Origin of the sequence: Paenibacillus sp. FSL H7-0357 (genome assembly GCF_000758525.1) — a bacterium.
In the GTDB taxonomy this organism is placed as follows: domain Bacteria; phylum Bacillota; class Bacilli; order Paenibacillales; family Paenibacillaceae; genus Paenibacillus_AQ.
In genome coordinates this window covers 6,144,483-6,164,581 of sequence record NZ_CP009241.1, presented here as the reverse complement: position 1 = coordinate 6,164,581, position 20,099 = coordinate 6,144,483, and the positions used below count along the sequence as shown (strand labels likewise).

At 50.3% G+C, this 20,099-nt stretch carries 17 protein-coding genes and 1 other annotated feature (1 of these 18 only partly in view); of the genes, 9 read left to right on the top strand and 8 right to left on the bottom strand.

What is annotated here, in order from left to right; genetic code table 11:
• Nucleotides 1-143, bottom strand: a binding site (T-box leader); it reaches 79 nt to the left of the window's first position.
• Between the two features lie 53 nt (nucleotides 144-196).
• Both H70357_RS27225 and H70357_RS27220 read right to left on the bottom strand, forming a co-directional pair.
• A complete protein-coding gene (locus tag H70357_RS27225) occupies nucleotides 197-1,033 on the bottom strand; it encodes a YitT family protein (protein WP_038595875.1) in 837 nt (278 codons plus the stop codon).
• A 319-nt stretch (nucleotides 1,034-1,352) separates the two neighbouring features.
• On the bottom strand, nucleotides 1,353-1,568 hold the full coding sequence (locus tag H70357_RS27220) for a hypothetical protein (RefSeq protein WP_231578324.1): 216 nt from the start codon (nucleotides 1,566-1,568) through the stop codon (nucleotides 1,353-1,355).
• A 320-nt stretch (nucleotides 1,569-1,888) separates the two neighbouring features.
• Here H70357_RS27220 and H70357_RS27215 point away from each other — a divergent pair, with 320 nt between their 5' ends.
• The gene (locus H70357_RS27215) at nucleotides 1,889-2,245 is read left to right on the top strand and encodes a hypothetical protein (protein ID WP_038595873.1); all 357 of its coding nucleotides are present in this window, start codon (nucleotides 1,889-1,891) and stop codon (nucleotides 2,243-2,245) included.
• A 138-nt stretch (nucleotides 2,246-2,383) separates the two neighbouring features.
• On the opposite strand, the gene H70357_RS27210 is transcribed toward H70357_RS27215, so the two are convergent.
• The 4 genes from H70357_RS27210 to H70357_RS27195 form a co-directional block, all read right to left on the bottom strand.
• The gene (locus tag H70357_RS27210; RefSeq protein WP_038595870.1) at nucleotides 2,384-5,725 is read right to left on the bottom strand and encodes a DEAD/DEAH box helicase; all 3,342 of its coding nucleotides are present in this window, start codon (nucleotides 5,723-5,725) and stop codon (nucleotides 2,384-2,386) included.
• A 227-nt stretch (nucleotides 5,726-5,952) separates the two neighbouring features.
• The gene (locus H70357_RS27205) at nucleotides 5,953-6,660 is read right to left on the bottom strand and encodes a TetR/AcrR family transcriptional regulator (RefSeq protein ID WP_052092273.1); all 708 of its coding nucleotides are present in this window, start codon (nucleotides 6,658-6,660) and stop codon (nucleotides 5,953-5,955) included.
• A 57-nt stretch (nucleotides 6,661-6,717) separates the two neighbouring features.
• The gene (locus H70357_RS27200; protein ID WP_038595868.1) at nucleotides 6,718-7,761 is read right to left on the bottom strand and encodes an ABC transporter permease; all 1,044 of its coding nucleotides are present in this window, start codon (nucleotides 7,759-7,761) and stop codon (nucleotides 6,718-6,720) included.
• Nucleotides 7,758-8,489, bottom strand: coding sequence for an ABC transporter ATP-binding protein (locus H70357_RS27195; protein ID WP_038595866.1), 732 nt, complete (start codon nucleotides 8,487-8,489; stop codon nucleotides 7,758-7,760). The genes H70357_RS27200 and H70357_RS27195 overlap by 4 nt, the downstream gene beginning before the upstream one ends.
• A gap of 204 nt (nucleotides 8,490-8,693) precedes the next feature.
• Here H70357_RS27195 and H70357_RS27190 point away from each other — a divergent pair, with 204 nt between their 5' ends.
• The 6 genes from H70357_RS27190 to H70357_RS27165 all read left to right on the top strand — a co-directional run bounded on the left by H70357_RS27190 (nucleotide 8,694) and on the right by H70357_RS27165 (nucleotide 15,663).
• Complete coding sequence (locus tag H70357_RS27190) at nucleotides 8,694-9,137, top strand: hypothetical protein (protein ID WP_052092272.1); 444 nt, start codon at nucleotides 8,694-8,696, stop codon at nucleotides 9,135-9,137.
• 272 nt (nucleotides 9,138-9,409) lie between these two features.
• Complete coding sequence (locus H70357_RS27185; protein ID WP_038595863.1) at nucleotides 9,410-10,756, top strand: stalk domain-containing protein; 1,347 nt, start codon at nucleotides 9,410-9,412, stop codon at nucleotides 10,754-10,756.
• A gap of 66 nt (nucleotides 10,757-10,822) precedes the next feature.
• Nucleotides 10,823-11,686, top strand: coding sequence for a phosphate ABC transporter substrate-binding protein (locus tag H70357_RS27180; protein WP_038595861.1), 864 nt, complete (start codon nucleotides 10,823-10,825; stop codon nucleotides 11,684-11,686).
• Between the two features lie 82 nt (nucleotides 11,687-11,768).
• Entirely contained in the window at nucleotides 11,769-12,713 is a 945-nt protein-coding gene (gene pstC / locus H70357_RS27175; RefSeq protein ID WP_038595859.1) for a phosphate ABC transporter permease subunit PstC, read from the top strand.
• The gene (pstA, locus tag H70357_RS27170) at nucleotides 12,713-13,594 is read left to right on the top strand and encodes a phosphate ABC transporter permease PstA (protein ID WP_038595858.1); all 882 of its coding nucleotides are present in this window, start codon (nucleotides 12,713-12,715) and stop codon (nucleotides 13,592-13,594) included. The genes pstC and pstA overlap by 1 nt, the downstream gene beginning before the upstream one ends.
• 194 nt (nucleotides 13,595-13,788) lie before the next feature.
• The gene (locus tag H70357_RS27165; protein WP_038595857.1) at nucleotides 13,789-15,663 is read left to right on the top strand and encodes a FapA family protein; all 1,875 of its coding nucleotides are present in this window, start codon (nucleotides 13,789-13,791) and stop codon (nucleotides 15,661-15,663) included.
• Between the two features lie 73 nt (nucleotides 15,664-15,736).
• On the opposite strand, the gene murQ is transcribed toward H70357_RS27165, so the two are convergent.
• A complete protein-coding gene (gene murQ, locus H70357_RS27160) occupies nucleotides 15,737-16,633 on the bottom strand; it encodes an N-acetylmuramic acid 6-phosphate etherase (protein ID WP_038595855.1) in 897 nt (298 codons plus the stop codon).
• Between the two features lie 22 nt (nucleotides 16,634-16,655).
• Complete coding sequence (locus tag H70357_RS27155) at nucleotides 16,656-17,606, bottom strand: BadF/BadG/BcrA/BcrD ATPase family protein (protein WP_038595854.1); 951 nt, start codon at nucleotides 17,604-17,606, stop codon at nucleotides 16,656-16,658.
• Between the two features lie 231 nt (nucleotides 17,607-17,837).
• Between H70357_RS27155 and H70357_RS27150 the strand changes: the two genes are divergently transcribed.
• A complete protein-coding gene (locus H70357_RS27150; protein ID WP_038595850.1) occupies nucleotides 17,838-18,680 on the top strand; it encodes a MurR/RpiR family transcriptional regulator in 843 nt (280 codons plus the stop codon).
• 26 nt (nucleotides 18,681-18,706) lie between these two features.
• Nucleotides 18,707-20,059 carry an ABC transporter substrate-binding protein gene (locus H70357_RS27145; RefSeq protein WP_038595847.1) on the top strand — a complete coding sequence of 451 codons (1,353 nt, stop codon included), beginning with the start codon at nucleotides 18,707-18,709 and terminating at the stop codon, nucleotides 20,057-20,059.
• Nucleotides 20,060-20,099 lie beyond the last annotated feature (40 nt).

The window sequence follows — 20,099 nt, the reverse complement described above, 5'->3', positions numbered from 1 at the left end:
GTCTTCAGCCGGGGCTTCCTACTATCAGTTCAGAAGTCCATCTCCCGGGTGCGCTTCATTAACTGGCCTGTACCGGCTCTCACTCTTCCGGCTCGCTGGGGACTAGGGTCCAAGGCAACTACTTTCCCGTTCATCGATTGTATATTGATTTTTATCAGTATAGCGAATTTATGGAATAAATCAATAGCCGGTTGGCTTATTTAGAAATATCAATAAATCCTTCACCAAACACGTCGCGTACATCGTGGATCGTGACAAAAGCATTTTTGTCCTCAGCCCGTACGATTTTTTTGAGCATGGAAACTTCCTGCTTACTAATTACGATGTAAAGGACTTCCTTTTCTTCGCCGGTGTAATAGCCGTATCCCCGGAGCACCGTTACTCCGCGGTCCATAATCTCCGTAACCCGTACGGCAATGCTGTCATAGTGTGCCGAGATGATGGTCACCGCTTTTTTAGGATTCAAGCCCTCGATAATGAACTCCATGGCTTTGGTTCCGATATAGAGGATAACGAACGTAAACATCATCTTTTCGATACCAATGACGAAGGCGGACAGTGCGGCAACGATAAGGTCAAAGAACAGCAAGGCATAGCTGATATTCCAATCCCAATATTTATTGGCAAGACGAGCCAGAATTGTCGTACCTGCAGTCGTGCCGCCGACCCGGATGATCAGTCCAATCCCGACCCCGGCAAACAGACCCGCGAAAATAGCGTTAATCACCGGCTCATCCGAAGCGATCTGCCAGTTCTTGGTCAAGTACAGGAACAGGGAGTTAAAGGCAACAGCGATGATGGTATATCCCGTCGTTTTTTTATCCAGCAGCTTATAGCCGATGATCAGCAAAATCCCGTTCAAGATGATGCCGACCAGCGCAGGAGACCATTTCAGCAAATAATACAGAATGATCGATATTCCTGTCACGCCACCCTCACCAAAGTCATTGGGAATCACAAATAAATTGACTGCCAGCGCAAAAATAAATGCCCCGAGAAGCAGCATAACCATATCATGTACTCTTTTGTTCATACGATATACCTCCATGATTTTTAAAGCTCACACAAAAAAGCGATTAAAGGAAAAAATCATCCTTTAATCGCTTTGTAGCAAACATAAGTTGCGCAGCTCTTTTGATACTTTAATCATAACAAGCCTTATATGGGATGTAAATGATTTTAATTCAAGTAAGGAGTCCCGTTTCAATCGGAAGTGGGCGCAGCGGTAAGATCCTTAATATCCGTTGAACCAAAGATAAGCAGCGCAATTACAATGACCAGCAGGATCCCCCCGGCAAAATCTTCACCGTCAAAATTGTCCATACGTGCTAGGCCTCCCTTTATTCCTCCACTCAAGAGTTGTCTGATTTTTTCTTCAAAGCGGCCATGATCTCGTTCAAGGTCAGGCTGCTGTTGTCGTTGAGAAAGCTGACCAGTTTATCAACGTTGCTGTCGCTCAAATTGCCAAGTGATTTATATTTGCCAACCAGGCTGACAAGAAGCGAAGCGTCCGTGAACATCTGGACAGAGTCTACCTTTAACTTGCCTGATAAAAGAAGTGCAGCCACTGCAAACTCCAGCCCCTTTGGACTTTGCGTTTTAGGGTTTGCCGGTTGTTTTTTTATGCTCGTTTTCTTTCCTTTTCCAGGAGGGGGCATGGACTCCCTTCTTCCGTATACATTCTTTCAGAACAGCGGCCACTAGTGGGCGAACTCTCTTTTGTACACTTTATGCACTGCTGCAGGATTTGGTGAATGGAGCCTGTCTTCTGTCCACACCGTCAGGGTAGCACACGAATATTAATATATTGTGCGATCAATTAACACTACCGCTAGAATCAGAGTTTGATATTCACAAATGAGTGGATTGAAAGGAGGAATAAGACGGGATGACCACATTATCTACTGGACCTATAGAGAATAATCCTGTTCTTGGCATAAGACCGGCGCAGCTTGTAACTGTAAAGATTGTGAATCGGGCTGCTGCAGAAGTACTGGTTATTAATATTCTAGGTTACTTCCTGGGTACTACAAGAACTTTATATGTGAGTGAAGTTGTCGAAATCGCACCAGGCGAGGTGGTGACCAGAGACTACTTTGCCGATCTGGATGCTTTCGAATTTCTCTTTACAGGCGATGACCTAGGAGAAAAAGCAGGGATTTCAGTATGGGGCAAACAAGCTGACGGTCAATTGGTGGATGCCCATCGTGTTGTAACGCATGAGAAATGGAGTGACGAGTTGTAATATCTGCGGAGTCCGAACCCGGTAGAGTAACAAATCCTTATGTCATTCTAAAAAAAATACAGCAAACAGGGACATCCCCAGCCTTAGGCTGTGAAAGTCCCTGCTTGCTGTGCCAGGAGATAAGCGTGCATGGCCAATTTATGAAAGCATCAGGATTTCACGGATATCCTGCTCGCTTAAGGCAGAAATGGCCTCCTGGCCCGGTTGGATGACTTCGTCGATCAGGTTCTTTTTCTTCTGCTGAAGCTCGTACATCTTATCTTCAACAGTCCCCTGTGCTACGAGGCGGATCACCTGAACCACCTTCTTTTGCCCGATCCGGTGGGCCCGGTCGGCAGCTTGCTGCTCAACAGCGGGATTCCACCAGAGATCGTAGAGAATGACCGTGTCCGCTCCCGTCAGGTTCAGTCCGGTACCACCCGCTTTTAGTGAAATCAGGAAAAGATCCCGTTCACCCTCATTGAACCTGTTGCAGAGTTCCACCCGCTGGGCTGAAGGCGTCTGGCCATCGAGATAGAAATGCTGCACACCCAGCAGGCCCAGTTCACGGCCGATCAGGCCGAGCATTTCGGTGAACTGGGAGAATATCAGCATCCGTTTGCCGGAGCTGCGGCATTCTTCAATAATCTCCAGCAGCTGTTCGAATTTCGCCGAGCCGCCGGTATAGCCTGCAATGAACAGCGCGGGGTGGCAGCAGAGCTGGCGCAGCCGGGTCAGCCCGGCAAGCACCTTGATTCTGCCGTTGCCAAACCCGTCGTTGTCCAGATGCTTGAGCGCTTCCTTGCGCAGCCTGGCGAGATAAGCGACATACAGTTTTTTCTGCTCAGGCAGCAGCTCCGAGGCCTGCAGAGATTCGATTTTATCAGGCAGCTCTTTCAGTACATCGCTTTTTAGGCGGCGCAGCAGAAAAGGCCGAGCCCGCCTCGCAACCGTCTCCCGGGGCAGGTCATGAAAGGCCTTTTTGCCCGGAAACAGTCCGGGAAACACAACTCCGAAGATCGACCATAGATCCTCCAGAGCATTTTCTACCGGCGTTCCGGTAAGCGCGAAGCGGTAACGCGCCTGCAATATTTTTACCGCCTGAGCCGTCTGGGTCGCATGGTTCTTGATGACCTGCGCCTCATCCAGAAACAGGGTGTGGAAGGAATGCTTGGCGTACTCTTCAATATCACGGCGCAGCAGCGGATAGGAGGTGATGATTACATCGTTTCCTGCGGTGTTCTTCAGTGTCCGTCGGCGTTCGGTTAAGTTCCCGTCGGCTATGGCCGCTTTGATCTCCGGGGCGAATTTCTTCAGCTCATTCTGCCAGTTGTAGAGCAGGGAGGCCGGAGCGATGATCAGCGCAGGGTGGCCTCCCTGCCGGATATCCTTAAGCTCTGAGAGCAGGAAGGCGATGCTCTGCAGCGTTTTGCCGAGACCCATATCATCGGCCAGGATGCCGCCAAAACGGTAATGGGCCAGCGTCTTCAGCCACTGGAAACCATATTGCTGATAATCCCGGAGTACGGGAATAAGGCTGTCCGGCACAGGGAAATCAAGATTTTCGGGATTCTGCATGTTGGCCAGAAGCCGGCGCAGGGAGCGTCCCATGGTGACGGAGTCCCCCGCGCTGTCGCCATTCAAATGCAGGCCGCGGGCCAGGGGGAGAGAGAACTGCGGGCTTTTGAGCTCATCCTGACGGATTCCGATTTCGTTCATAAAGGTGATGATTTCTAAGAATTCCGCACTCTCCAGCGGCAGCAGCGCCCCATCCGGCAGCCGGTAATAGCGGCGTTTCTCCTGCAGCGATTTCAGCACCAGTACAATTTCCGTTTCGGGGATTCCTTCCATGGCGAACTTGAAGTCCAGCCAGTCGGTTTTTTCGTTCCAGCTTAAGGTTACCTTCGGCAGGGCTGTTCCGGTGAGCAGTCTTCCCTTGACAGCAGTAGTGGCATATACCTCAAGCAACGGCTCCAGCAGTGGCACGGTATGATAGAGAAAATCAAATTCGCCGTCCTCATCGCTCATAATATAGCCGCTTTCCGTTTGGGTAAAAGAAGCATGATCCATCAGCGCAAGAATCCGCCCTTCGGTTTCCCCGTCCCGCATCAGAATCACCTCATTGCCCCGTTCGCGTGCTTTCTCATCGAGCGGATTAATCACAATATTGCCGTATTGAAACTCAAGACCTGCCAGCAGCCGGTCTCTTATCCGGTCAAGATAAAGTCTGGCTTGAAGCTGTGCCTGGATGATGCGGCCTTGGATAGCCTCGGCAATATACACATGGCCCAGCTTTTTCAGCCCGGGAATCACCTTGTCCATAAAAGGCTCCATTTGCTCCGGGGCAATGGCAATTTCATCTTTGCGGGAGGACGCCAGCATTTTCTTAAGCTCGGAGAGACGCTGGCATTCCTGAACCGGCAGCTTCAGCAGCCTGCCTTCAGACAAGATAAGCCCGTAATCCTCCATGACTGTAAGCTGCGCAAGCCCCTGGATATCCAGACGGTAGCTGTTATCCGGGGTTTGATCGAATTGAAAGCTCAGCGGAGGGGGAGCGTTTGTGATCTGAAGCCCTTCCGTGCTTATTCCCCCATGCTGCAATTGTACAGAGGATACTGCTGTTAGCGCAGGCTGAACTTGCTCCCAGAAAAAAGGCGGAACCGGCAGCAGCCGTTCCCCTCCCGGGCCACCCGAATAATGCGTATGTGGACTGACAGCTTCGCGGTACATCTTTTCATTTAAAAGGACTTCGATCAGCTTCAGAATCACCGCATTGTCTTCTTTATTGAAGCTGTGCAAGGAAGGGTCATAGATAAAATGCTTGGTGAACTCAAAGGATTCCCCACGGTGGATGCGCTCGAGAAAAGCTCTGATTTTCTGCACAATATAAAGCCGCTCTAATCCGATCTTCAGTTCAATTCCAAGCTTATGAGTGCCATCGGTGTACAGAACCGGCTTACAGATGAACTCAACCTGAAGCGGAGTTCTGATATCGCTATAGGTTCCGGTGCCGCTTGGACGCTTCCGGGAGCTGCCGAACATATCCAGCATGCTGGTCACCAGCTTCCGGTCACCCGTATGTTCCCCTGAGCCAAAGGCTGCAGGTTCCGGATTACGCGGAGTAAGTCTGCCGCTCTCTCCGGTGGAGCCTCCGTGAAGGTGGAGACTGGGGCCGGCCATACTTCTGGAGAGTTCCGTGTCCATTTCCTGACGGAGTATATTGACGAGAACAGCTGCGATATGCTTGCAAAAAGCTCCGCCGTGGTGGTATGCAGGGCAGGTGCATTCCCCATTTACATCACCGTCACTGTCTATAGCAAGCACCACTTCGTAGCTTTCGAGGCCTTGAACCTCAGCCCGGTATTTTGAATATTCCAGCTCAACATTGTTCTCCGCATAGGTCAGCGTGACCTTATCCGCTTCATAATAAACCGTTCCCTGCTCCAAAGCAGCACCGCCGCATAGCAGCCTGATTACCCGTTCCGGCACATAGAAACCCACAGCCCTAATCACTTCCTTTTGTCTTGTCCATAAGTCCGAATTTGCTATAGTACCCATAATAACAGAACAGGCGTACGCCTTCAAAACCATTTACCGGAATCCTGAGCAGATGCTGCGGTGCGGGATCACTCTAAGTGTTTGCAATGTAAAAAAAGGCCAACTCCAAACCGCATTTCTGCGGTTTGGAGTTGGCCCTTCTATTGAAAGTGTCAGTGTAAATTTCCGGCCTAAGTTCCCTTCGCTTCTGGGCGTACTGCCGGTCCGCTGATACCGTACAGCATGAAAGCCAAAGTCTGCTCAATCTCTTCTTCATCATTCCAATCGCTATCCGGCAGGAACAGCAGACGGGCCAGCAGATATCCGATTACAGAAGAGACCGTAAACCGGATAATTGCGGGTGTGGGCATGTCGATAATTTCGCCCTTTTCCTTGAAATGCTCGGTAATGGCGGTTACCCGCTCCAGTACCTGGCCGAGAACATTCTCGGCGAACTGTTCCCTTAATGCGGGCTGAAAGGGGATTTCCTGAATAAGAATTTTCAGAATCTTAAAGTTCTTGCGGGCGAATTCCAGCCGGTTGACCATAAAAGCCCGCAGAAATGCCTCATAGCTCTCGGGAGGACCATCCAGCACGCCGTCGAAATTGCGCATGACAAAGGGCGCGATCATGCGGCTCATCGTCGGCCCGACAATGGAGAGCAGCAGATCCTTTTTGGTCTTGTAATAGCGGAAGATCGTCCCTTCCGCCACCCCCGCCTTCTGGGCAATTTCACTGGTAGCCGCAGCCGAATATCCTTTATCTGAAAATATTTCAATCGCCGCCTCCAGAATGGCGATCTGCTTCGGCGTCATTTTTTCTTCCTGACTGATGGCCAGCAGCTCCTCAATCCACTGCTCCCCCTCATGCTGCTGCCCCGCAGCATTGTCCGTCTCCATTCTTTTGCCCTCCAAACCTCGTATTTTCCGTTTATATTATCATAGCTGCTTGCGAAATTACATTTTGCGGTGTTTGCGCAGGGCCAGCACATTCAGCAGCATGAACAGCAGAGAGAAACCGATCAGAACAAAGACATCCAGCGCGATGTCGCTCCAGCCTTTGCCGCGGATCATGATGTCCATCAGCGCTTCCGAGCCGTAATAGATCGGTGTCGCCAGCCCGATCCGCTGCAGCCACACTGGGAGCGTATCCATCGGGAACAGCCCGCTTAAGAAAATCTGCGGCACGATGATTAGCGGAATGAACTGCATCATCTGCAGCTCATTGGCAGCAAAAGCCGAGAGCAGTGTACCAAGCGTCAGCGCCGTCATCGACAGCAGCAGTGTCACAAGCAGGACATAACCGAAGCTGCCAGCCATCATAATTCCCAGCACCTGAATGGAAAACCAGGAGATCAGCAGCGCCTGGAATACGGTGAAAATCCCGAAACCGCACACGTAGCCAAGAACGACTTCCCAGCGCTTCAGCGGGGTAGAGAGCAGACGTTCCAGGGTTCCGGTAGTCCGTTCCCGCAGCAAGGAAACGCCGGCAATCAGAAAGACGAAGAAGAAGACAAAGACGCCGATCATTATCGGACCGAAGCGGTCGATTGTAGTCATATCTTCAGCGCCGTACAGATAGCTGATCTGCGGCTTCAGCTGACCTTGTCCCTGGCCGGGTATAACAGGCTGCAGGCTCTGGACCGCTTCCTGTAAGGCCATCAGTGCCGCACGATTTGCCGTGGGGTTGCTGCCTTCCAGCACAACTTCAGGAGCAGCGCCGCTTACTGTGACAAGCGCATCGATCTTGCCCTCCTTCAAAGCTTCGTTGCCCAGCTCTGCCGTGGCGTATTCGACCACAGCAGTGCTTTGCTTCTCAAACGCCGCAGAGATGGCTTGGGTATTTCCGTACACACCAAACTTCGGTTCATAGTCGTCGCCGTTAAACACCAGACTCATTAAGCTGAGAACGAGCAGGGGGGCAATAAACATCAGTGCCATCGTCCTTTTGTCATGAATAAACTGCTGGAGAATTCGCAGGGTGATCGCCCGGATTCTCATCGGCGGACACCTCCATAATATAGAAAAGCTTCTTCAAGAGAAGCAGAACCGGTAGCGTTCAGCAGACCAGCAGGTGTATCCACCGCCAGCAGTTCACCATCACGGATCATGGCCAGACGGTCGCATTTCTCGGCTTCATCCATCACATGGGTAGTGAGTACAATGGTAGTCCCTTTGCGGTTCAGCGCCTTTAGTTCCTTCCAGATGGACTGGCGCAGTACGGGATCAATGCCAACCGTGGGCTCATCAAGAAGCAGAAGCGGAGGCTCATGCAATAAGGCGATCGCCAGTGACAGACGGCGTTTCATCCCCCCGGAATACTGATCAACTCTTTTGCGCAGATGATCCTGCAGATTGACCAGCTCCAAGACATCCCTGATCCGGCGGGTGCGGTTTCCGCCTTTCAGTCCATAGAGAGCGGCGAAGAATTCCAGATTCTCTTTTGCGCTCAGCTCCGTATACAAGGCGTCAGACTGAGCCATATACCCGATTTGCTGCAGCATGGCAAGCTTAGGCATGGGTATCCCCAATACACGCACTTCGCCCGAGGTCGCTTCATCAATGCCGGTCAAGAGCTTCACCAGCGTAGTTTTGCCGGAGCCGGAAGGGCCTAGAATGCCGAAGGTTTCCGCCTCTGCAACCTGCAGGGAAATATCCTTTAGCACTTCCTTGCTGCCAAACGTCCGGCAGACGTGGTTTACGGAAACAACAGAAGTCCCCTGATTCATAACTATCTCCTCAATTCTCATAATAATGAGTGAGTACTCACTCATTATATTAATGTAATCAGCTGCCGATGTAAATCTTTTTTCTGCGGATAGTTTAATATTTTAAATTTTAGAATATTGGTTTTCACAAGAACAAATCAGGGTAATTATGGGTATTAGCTAAAGCCCGATAACTCTATTTTCATACAGGAGGAGGTTTATTTGATGTTCAACAAGAAGTTCGTTTTTCCCATGCTGGCGCTGTTTACTGCAATGGGTCTCAGCGGTTGCAGCAGCTCCGGTCCGGGAACAGGCAGTGAGCATTTTCGCACCTTAGCGCAAGAAAGTGTGGACCAGGCGGAATATCTGCCCGGGGACTTTCCGATTCCTGTGGGTGCAGGCATTACGTTTACGGATGGGGAGCTGGTGGGCGGAAAAAAGTCATCCATGCTGATCTTTGAGACAGAAGAGAGTATGGATGCACTAGGAAGTACATATAAAGAGTATGTTAAGGCCAAGGAACTGGATCAGGGCACACAAATTGTGGATTCGAACAATTTGATTATTAACGGTAAAGTTCAAGGCGATTACTCTTATTCTATTATAGGGAGCAGCCTGGACAAGAAACCGGGCGGTGCCGAAGTGATTGTTACGTGGATCGAGAATTAAGCTATTCACACTGTTTTACATATATTGCCGATTAAACCCCAGTTTTAATAAAGCCGACCCCGGAGGTTTCCGGGGCCGGCTTTATTTATTATTAAGGATTTGCCGCACTTAACATTTCCATAACATTCCTCTAGAACAGAATTGACATTCGTAGATGAAAATAACATTAGCAGTTACCTAAGGGAAAAGGGTGAATCTAATTGAAGAATAGTAAATGGTTGAGTGCGGCTTTGGCTTCTTCGCTTCTTGTAACAGGAGGAGTGGTAAGTGTTTTGGCAACAAGTAATAGTGCTGAGGCCGCCGCCGTCCAGTCAGCTGCAGTCAAGGAAGGTACGACTACGTGGACTGTGAACGGTACACCAGTTGCACTCAGCACAATAGACAAAAACGGCTATAGATTGTATTCGCTAAGTCAGGTTGCCGGAGAGCTTGGAGCCCATGTGAAAGTCAGCAGCAGCGGTTTTGAACTCAACGACAGCAAAGGATTACATACTATACAAATTCAAACGGGAGCTAAAAGCTATCTGGTAGATGGCACCAAGCAGGAGTTCACTGTAGCACCTGTTTTCTATAATGGTAAAACCTACGTAGAACTGACAAAACTGGTCACTGGTCTTGGCGGTGAGCTGCAGACGGATTCAGCTACTGTTCTCAGCTTTGCCCTTCCGGAAGGTGATTTTGATACACTGCACTGGAGTGCGGATGGAAGCCTGATCGCCAATAAAAGTGATGCGGAAACAACCCAGCTCTTGAAATTCGGCAACACGCCGGGGAATTACGAGCTGTTCTCCTCGAATGACGGAGCTGTCGATTTCGCCGTTTCCGCTGACCAGAAGTGGGGTGCGTTTAGTGACGAGACAGGCCAGCTCAAGCTGATCAACCTGTTCAATGGGGTGATCACACCGCTCGGCAAGGATACCAGTGTTAAGACTGATTTGGTTTGGTCGCAGGACGGCAAGAAGATTTACTTCATCCAGGGCGACAAGCAGGAGAAGATCGCCCAAATTTCGCTGGAGACCGGAACGGTCAAAACCTTGCTTGAAGATAAAGTAGAGAATAAATCCGAGCTCCGCGTATCTGCCGACGAGAAGAACGTGGTCTATATCGTCAATGTTACCGGCGTAGCCAAAAATGATGCGGACAGCACTGAGGATTCGTTGACGGTAGATTTCAGCAAGGCTGGAGAACAGCTGTACAAGCTGGATCTGACAACCAAAGATGCGAAGCCGGCAGCATTGACGACTGAACTGGATAACAAGCTCTACCCGGAAATTTTGAATAACGGCAGCATTGTGTACCTGAGTGCAGATCCCGAAGGCAACGCGGCGAACAGCCTGAAATCAATCGGAGCCGATGGCAAAAGCGCGAATATTGCCCTTGATGGCGAAGCGAACTGGGCAGCTGGTGTAAGTGGTGGTCTGGTTGTATCCGCTGTGACGGCGGACGGAAGTACCGTAATTTATGCTATCAGTGCTGACGGGGCCAAGAGTGAACTGTTCCGCACAGCCGAAGACGTGACTGAAGTTTCTGCATCCCATGACGGCAGCAAGCTCGCTCTCGTTAGCGGCGGCACGCTCTGGCTGGTTCAGAACGGCAAAGCCCTGCAGCTGTCGAAATAAGATTATATTCCCTGCTTCAGAACCAACAACATTTAACGGCGCAACCGCCGGGAGGAGATTTTACTCATGAAGATGTTTAAAAAATTTACAGTTACAGCATTGACCGCGGTTATCGCGGTAACCGCATCGTTTGCCGGAGTGGCAGCAGCGGCTGACACACTTAAAGGCAAAATCACAGTAAACGGCTCGACAGCGCTGCTGCCGTTGACGCTGCAAGCAGCCAAGGAGTTCCAGAAGCTGCACCCTAAAGTGAAGATCGCTGCTTCAGGCAAAGGCTCCGTTACCGGACCGCAGGCCGTGAAGAAAGGCATCGCCGACATCGGCGCTTGTGACTGGGATGCCAGCATTGACGTTCCGGGCTTTAAAGCTTTTGATGGACAAGTGGCAAACAAGGTAGCTGTCATTCCTTTCGCCACCATCGTGAACAAGAATGTGGGCGTAGACAACCTGACGACGGAACAGCTGCAAGGCATTTACTCCGGTAAAATCACCAACTGGAAGGAAGTCGGCGGATCGGATGCGAACATTGTCGTGATCACCCGCGCTTTCGGTTCCGGTACACGTGTAAACTATCAGGCTAAAGCTCTTGCGGGCGGAGATATCGTCAAGAAAGAAAAAAACTACAAGGAGACCGGTTCCAGCGGTGATATGAAGACAGCCGTTGCGACTACACCTAATGCTATCGGTTATATCGACCTTGTCTATGTAAGCGGCAGCGACATCAAAGCCGTGAAATTCAATGGCATTGAAGCATCTACAGACAATGTAATCAATGGCTCGTACAAAATTTGGGCCTATGGTTATTACATGACTAAAGGTCAGCCAACCGGTGTTACCAAAGAGTTCATCGATTATGTTCAGAGCAAAAAGTTCCAAACCGGCTCGCTCAAAAAGCTTAAATTCATTCCGATCGCAGCAATGAAATCCTAGTCATTATTCTTCACTATATTGAACGGTACATGCGGCCAGCCCCGGATTCCACACGGGGGTGGCCGCTTACAGGAGGGAACGTATGGGGGCACCAGTCCAGGGCCTGGCATCCAGGGCACAAAAGGGTCTATCCGAGGTTAAAGTCAGTGAGAAACGCCACAGCAGACATTTGATCAGCAATACCTTATCCCGTTATTATTTTATATTCAGCATTCTTGCGCTTTGCTTTGTGCTTGGACTTGTTATTATTTTCATCGGCAAAACGGCGCTGCTTCTGTTCGCTCATCTCTCACCGGCTGAATTTTTCTTCTCCTTTAACTGGACGCCGGAAGAGGATGCCTTCGGGGCTGCTGCCTTCATTGTAAATACATTGTCGCTTACAGCACTGACGCTGCTGATTGCCGTGCCGATCTCCGTAGGCATGGCCGTGCTGTGTGCCGAAATTGCTCCGAAATGGATGAAGAACTTTATCCGGCCAGTGCTCGACCTGCTCGTCGGAATTCCTTCTATAGTATATGGTTATCTGGGGCTTACGGTCCTTCTGCCTTTTCTGCGCAGAGTCAGCGGGGAAGGGCTGGGTGACGGACTACTCGCCGCTGCGCTCGTTCTGGCATTGATGGTGCTGCCGACGATCTGCCGGATCAGCGACGATGCTATTGTTGCCGTTCCGCGCAAATACCGGGATGCCGCTTATGCCCTTGGTTCAACCCGCCTTCAGGTCATTATGCGGGTGATCCTGCCTGCGGCCAGCAGAGGCATCATCTCGGCCATCATCCTCGGAATGACCCGGGCTGTTGGGGAGACCATGGCCGTTGTTATGGTCATCGGCAATACCCCGCAGCTGGCCAAGACGCTGTTCACGCCATCATCTGTGCTGACCAGTAATATCGTCATGCAAATCTCCAATGTGGAGTTTGACTCTACCTGGAACTATGCGCTGCATATGATGGCTTTCCTGCTGCTGCTCATTTCCTTTGTGCTGATCCTGGTGATCCGCATTTTGGGACGGAAAAGGAGGGATGCGTAATGAACGGTTTCACACGTACCCGTTATACTGCCCGTGCCCAGCGGCGCAACAAAATTGCGACCTTTGGTTTTTATACCCTCGGCGCTCTCGTGATGCTGCTGATCTTCTGGCTGCTCTTTACGATCCTGAGCAAGGGACTGCCGGCGCTTAGACCCGATTTCCTGATCAAGCAGCCGGAGGAGATTGATCCCGGCGGAGGGATCGGACCGGTCCTGTTCAACTCCTTCTACATTCTGTTCATTTCGCTGTTGATTTCCATACCGATTGGGATCGGAGCCGGCATCTACATGGCGGAATATGCCCCGGACAATCGCTTTACCGGCGCGTTGCGCATCTGCGTGGAGTCGTTGTCCTCGGTACCCTCGATTGTGTTTGGGATGCTGGGTCTGGCGATTTTTGCCGAATACTTCGGTGTCGGCCTGACGATTCTTGGCGGCGGTGTCAGCCTGGCGCTGCTTAACCTGCCGATGCTGACCCGGGTGACGGAGGAGGCTGTGCAGGCAGTTCCCCGTGAAATCCGTGAAGCCGGATATGCGCTTGGCATGACCAAATTCCATGTCATCCGCAAAGTGGTGCTTCCGGTAGCCATGTCGTCGATTGTCACCGGTGTCTGTCTTGTGGCCGGCCGTGCCTTCGGCGAATCGGCGGTTATTATTCTGACCGCAGGACTCAGCACCTCCGGAGAAATGTGGGACTTTAATCTGTTCTCGCCTGGAGAGACGCTCGCTGTGCATCTTTGGTATGTGCAATCCGAAGCCATTGTCGAAGACGCGCGGCAGATCGCCGACAAATCGGCGGCGGTGCTGGTCTTCGTAGTCCTGCTGATCAACTTTGTCTTCCGCTTTCCTTTATGGCTCGGAAATCGCCGCAAGGGGCGCTGAACAATTAAATTTCATTGAATACAAAAAAACAGACTGCCAGCAGCAGCTTCATGCCGCGAGTGCAGTCTGTTTTTGTATGGCGGATAGGGAAGGGAAGAGAAGAGAATACCGAATGTTAATTGCTTAAAATTCTTAATAATACTAAAATGAAAGCAGTTACATATTAGCTAGTCCCTAACCAGGAGGTGCGAGTGATGGCGGAGCACATGTCCGAGAAGGAACTCAATAAACTGATTAACATGCTGGAGCTTTCACGGATTGAGAGTGAGGTGAGCATCGAAGAATCTTTTATGGAAGACGATAATTCCGACAATGAAAGGGATGGACGGCTGCTGGTCCGGGCTGGAAAGATATTTGTTCAGGACCCGCTTCCAGGCGGATCACCAGCAGTGATATCGGCCTTGCTCCCGGTGTTGCTTCATGTAAACGGTCAAGTGCTTACAGAGCCGTCAGCTGTCACCTCACAAGACATCATAGAATGGGAGATCGTCGAACCGCCGCTTTATACCATTACTGTTTCCGAGGACAGGTTGCTGGCCTTTTTCACCCTACTTGGATCTAAAAGATTTCCCTGGAAATTAAATGACCATTTCACAGCCAGCATAGTAGAGGTGAAAGCATCGCAGGATTCGGCGAATGTCATCGGCATGCTTGGCCTGAATCAGATCATTGTTGATTTTGAGCATAAGAAGATCATCCAGAACCTGAACATCTCCGGCATACATGCCGAACTTCAGAATCCGACCTATCAGCCGATTACTGCTGCCAAAGGGAGAGCGGCTGTGCCTGGGGAGAATGCGTATCTGGAATTGTTTTTCTCCGAGACGATTGAGAATGAATTTAGTGAAATTGAAGGACAGGTGGATTACCGCAGCCATCTCCGCATTCCTTCAGTGATCCGCGGTGAGGTCATTGCCCGCAAGATTCCGGTCGTCGAAGGGATTCCCGGCTATGATGTATATGGAGAAATTCTTTATCCGCCTGAGCCTGCTGATATTACAGTGACTGCAAGGAATAACACAGTGCTGCTGATCAACAATGAGGTCCGCGCCCTGCGCGAAGGCAGGCCCAGGGTGACTGGCGACAAAGTCAAATGTTTTGACATCTGCACTTCCTACCTCGTTCCCGGCAATGTGAGCATCCACACCGGCAATATCATCTTCTCGGGCGATGTGATTATCCGCGGCAATGTAGAGGACAACATGATTATTGAATCCTTGGGCAATGTCTATGTTTCCGGAAGTGTCTACAACTCCACAATTACTGCTACCGGGAGCATTCTAGTGAAAGGAAACGTGGTTAACAGCAAGCTGTATTCCGGTTATTTCGGCGTCATGTACAACCGGATCTACAACTTCTCCAAGCAGCTGATTGAGGAGTGCAAGGTCTTGCAAAATGCTACTCAGATGCTCGTACAAGCCGTACAAAGCCACAAAAAGAGTGTGAAGTACGGACAGGCCGTGCTGCTGCTGCTGGAAAGCAAGTTTCAAAAAATCCCCCAGCTCATTAAGGAGCTCCTCTTGGTGCTGGATACGGTGAAGGCTTCCTTTCATAAAGATCTGGAACAGACCCTGCATTTTCTCAACCTGTTCCTGAAGCCGGTGCAGCTGGTCGATTTCCTGACGGAAACTTCGCTCAGTGGGGTTATCGGTATATTGGAGGAGCTGCATGTTGGTGTGGCACGGATGCAGGAATCCAAAGTGGAGGTTAATATCGGCAAATGCCAGAACAGCACACTGAAATCGAATGGGGATATTAACATCCACCGGGACGGCATTGTGCAGAGTGAACTGTTTTCTTCGGGGAATATTACGTTTCATAAGACGTTTTCGGTTTGCCGTGGTTCCAAGCTGGAGGCAGGAGGGAACATTTTAGCCTATTTTGTCGGCGGGGAGAGCGGGGCGCAGTCTTACCTGAAGGCCAAACAGAGTGTTACTGTCCGCAAAATGTACATGGGCAAAGTAACGATCGACCGTTTTACAGCGGATATTATGGAGCCGGTAGAGAATATCATATTTGATATCGAAACTGTGCGGATGATTAAGCTCCGCATGGAAGCCAAGCCTTAGATATGGCGAACAAGCCTTTCCGGAAGGACCCGGAAAGGCTTGTTCGTGTTGTCCTGAAGGAATGAAGTTCAGACTACTGCAATGCTCCGCGCACGAATCCGTCTGCAGCCAGCAGTCTGCTCCGCGCTTCCTCAGCATCCACATTGGCCAATATCATAATAATGGCAGTCTTTACATGGCCTTCTGCGCCATGATAAGCCGCTTCAATCACTTCGTCGGAAGCATCGGTGGCCAGTCCAATAATCCGTTTGGCCCGGTGCACCAGTTTTTTGTTGGAGGGATTCAGATCGACCATGAGATTACGGTAGACCTTCCCGATCCGGATCATGGCGGTGGTGGTCAGCATGTTGAGAATCATTTTTTGCGTGGTGCCTGATTTCATCCGGGTAGAGCCCATGATGACTTCCGGGCCAACCACTGCTTCTATGGTTAATTGACCGAGGCCTGCCATCGGTGTTCCGGGGTTGTTGCATAAGCCGATGACAACCGCTCCAAGTTCTCCGGCACGTTTCATCGCCCCCAGAACATAGGGTGTGCGCCCGCTGGCGGCAATGCCGATAACCACATCCTTCGCCGTGATGCCGGAGGAGTCGATATCGGCTGCGCCTAATTCCTCGCTGTCTTCCGCACCCTCAACGGGATCTTTAATCGCCTGAAACCCTCCGGCAATTAATCCCTGCACCATAGCCGGGTCTGTGCCATAGGTGGGCGGACATTCGGAGGCATCAAGAATGCCGATTCTCCCACTCGTTCCGGCCCCTACATAGAACAATCTCCCGCCCTGCTGAAAGGCATGGACGATATAGTCCGCAGCGATGGCAATCTGCGGGATAAGCCCTTGAATACACTCGGCGACCAGCCGGTCTTCATTATTTATCAGCTCCATGATTTCAGTGGAACTGAGGTTATCGATATCGCTTGTTTTATCATTGAGCTGCTCTGTAATCAGGTTGTCCAAAATAGGATTCATGAGGTTTCTTCCTCCTGCCAGTCTATTCTTGTCTGTAGTCATTAAACAGCTTGCGTGCAGTCATGGCTGCTCCGGTGGATGGCGGAGCCCCAAGGCTCCCGTCTACGAATTTCAACCCGCCAATAGTTTTCTGCAGGCTGCTGCAGAAGTTCCCGCGGAAGATCGGGGAATACCTGAACACCGAGCCGCTGAGCACTACGGGATAGTTCTGCAGAGTGGGGCTGCGGCGAAGCAGGGCCGCAGCGGTATCGCTTAAGGACGCAGCTTCTTCGGTAAGGATGGCAATAGCAGCAGCATCTCCGGCTCCAGCCGCCTGAATGCAAACCTTTGAGAAGGCGGCAATTTCTGCTTTGGAATGGGAAGGGATATAAATATATCCCTTCAAATCCGTAATGAGCTTAAATCCGTATTCCTCCATAATCATATCGGTCATTATCGTGGGTTTACAAACACTGTCATAACTGCGCATCACCGTTTTGAGTGTACGGAGCCCGATTTGATATCCGCTGCCTTCATCTCCAAGGTAATGTCCCCAGCCGCCGGTGCGGGTGCCGGATCCATCCGGAAGATAGCCGTAGCAAATCGATCCGGTACCCGAGATGACCAGCACCCCGTGATTGCTTCCCACTGCGGCCATCAAAGAAATCTGTCCTTCTGATTGTATAAACACCGGAATAGATAGGCCTTGTTTCAATACATGCTGCTGAACGGACCTCTTAAGGAGGGTTTCTTCATCGATGCTGGAGAAACCTGACACAGCGAGACATATTGCTGTAATTTCATCGATATTTATCGACAGTCTCTCTATCAATCCGTCAATAGCTGACATAATTTCTGTAAGCGCTGTCCCGAAGGAGGAACTATGCGGATTGGATGGACCTCCAATATAGCGGGCGAGTAATGTTCCCCGCTCATCCAAAGCGGCTGCATCGGTCTTTGTGCCACCTCCATCAAGGCCTAAGAACACTTTCATCGATCAATCACCACTTTGATTTTTTACTAATTATATGAGATGAAGAGCATAAAGTAAAATAAAATTTCACAAGAAAAATAAATGTTGAAATTTTATTTTACAACTCATATAATGAATTCATTCCAAGGTTTTGGGAGAATATCAAACCTTATGAGTTAACAAAGCTAACATTGTTTTGTGGGGTGTCGGTTCAAAGAGAGTTCTATTCTATAGGGAGGTGCATTGATTCCAATGAATGGCGGTTTGATTCGTTTGCGGGAATTGTATGAAACACTAAGTCCGTCGGAGCACAAGATTGCTGCGTATATCCTGCAGAATCCGGATGAAATGATCCAGCTCTCCATCGCTGATTTGGCTACGAAGAGCGGATCCAGCCAGGCGGCAATCGTCAGGCTGTGCAAGTCCATCGGCTTTAAGGGATACCAGGATCTGAAGATTAAAGTGGCCGGTGATCTTCAGGGCAGAGATCCGGCAATCATTGGCTACCAGGAGATTCGTCCCAATGACACGATTTCAGCCATTATGCAGAATGTATCCAATAATAATATTCAATCGATCCGGGATACTCTCACGATTTTGGATGAAGCCATGGTTGAGCGGGCGGTTGAAGCGATTGACCGGGCGAAGGTGATTTATTTCTTCGGAGTGGGAGCCTCCAACCTGATTGCGATGGATGCCCAGCAGAAGTTTTTGCGGATTAATAAGATGAGCTTCTCTTTTGCCGATCCGCATGTCCAGTTAACGAGCGCCATAACCGCAACTGCTGACGACGTGGCTGTATGCATTTCATACTCCGGCGAGACCAAAGAGGTTATCCGGGCAGCATCCATTGTGAAGGATAATGGGGGAACCGTGATCAGCATCGCGAAATATGGCAATTCCACCCTAAGCCGGAGCGCGGATATTCCGCTATGCACCTCCGCCACCGAAAATGAAATCCGCAGCGGAGCGATGGCTTCGCGGATTACACAGCTTAATCTTATCGATATTTTATATCTCGCCGTTGCAAGCCGGAATTATGAACAGTCCGTTACTTATCTGGAAAAGAGCAGACAACATATCAAACGGCTGTAGCCGGAAAAATAAGGGGAGAAGAAATAATGAAGAAAAGTTTATTGCTTAGTATGGTACTGGTTATGATGCTGATCAGCGCATGTGGCAACTCCGGAGGCAAGGAGGCGGCAAGCAGCCCGGATGCCAAAGATACCGTTACCGTCTGGACTTATCCGGTGCACGGAGCCTATGAGGATGAACTAAAGGGTCTGGTAGCAGATTTTCAAAAAGAACATCCAAACATCACCGTGAAGACGGAAGTGCTGTCTTGGGCGGAGGGTCCGAAGAAATTCGACGTAGCCCTGAATGCCGGCAGCCCGCCTGATCTGTACTTCCACAGTGTGGATGGCACCTATGTCAACACCGGGCTTGCGCTTGATCTGGATCCGTACATGACGGACGACATCAAGAATGACTACCTTCCGGGAACACTGGAGCTCGCCCAGATTGGCGGCAAACAATACGGCCTGCCGCTCTACCAGTTCCAATGGGGCTGGGGCGGGAACAAGCGGATTCTGGAAGAAGCAGGCATTGACTGGGCTTCGATTCAGCAAAAAGGCTGGACTTGGTCTGAATTTGAAGCCGCTGCTGCTAAGCTGACCAAAACCTTGGGCGACGGTTCCACCCAATATCCGCTGGTGACAGACGGAACATCGCTGGATTTCATTGAAATGCTGTCCCGCAACAACAATATGCCTGATGTTCTGGATGAATCCGGTGCTTTCCAGTGGAACGATGAACGTATCCTTGACACGCTGAGCTTCATTAAAGGCCTGCTGGACAAAGGCTACATGCCCAAAGAGACCGCAGCCATTGCTCCGGCCAAACGTTCCGATATGTTCTATGCCGGACAAGCCGCCATTATTTCCAAAGCCATCCCTTATTATGACGTAATGATTCAGAACCGGAACAAGGATATTGATGCGGGTACGATCACAGGCGAGAAAATTAATTTCGTTCTGCTGCCGGTTCCGCACAATGATGCTGCTCCAGCCAAAACTACGATGGGCGCGGAAGGCTATATCGCCTTTAAACAGAAAAATGACAAAGGCGAGCAGCATGCCAAAAATACATTCCTGGTGTTGGATTATCTGAGCAGTGCTAAAGCCGGTAATTCCTCCAATGAGCTGGTGCTTCCATTTGTACGTAAATCGCAAGCTGATCTGTTTGCAGGCAAAGCGCTTGGAACGGAAGAGACAATCAAAGCTTCCGCGATCATGGCTGAGAACATTGCAATGCCTGTAACACTGAAGCTCGACACCGCTATTGCAGCCCAAATGAAGCAGTTCAAGGAGCAGGTTGTAACACCGAATATCCAAGCCCTGTATTCCGGGGAGAAATCACCTGAGGCTATCGCAAAAGAATTCAACAGTAAAGGAAGCCAAATGCTGAATAAGTAGTTTTCTAAGGGGGGCGCCCATCGCATTTGTTGAATTTGGC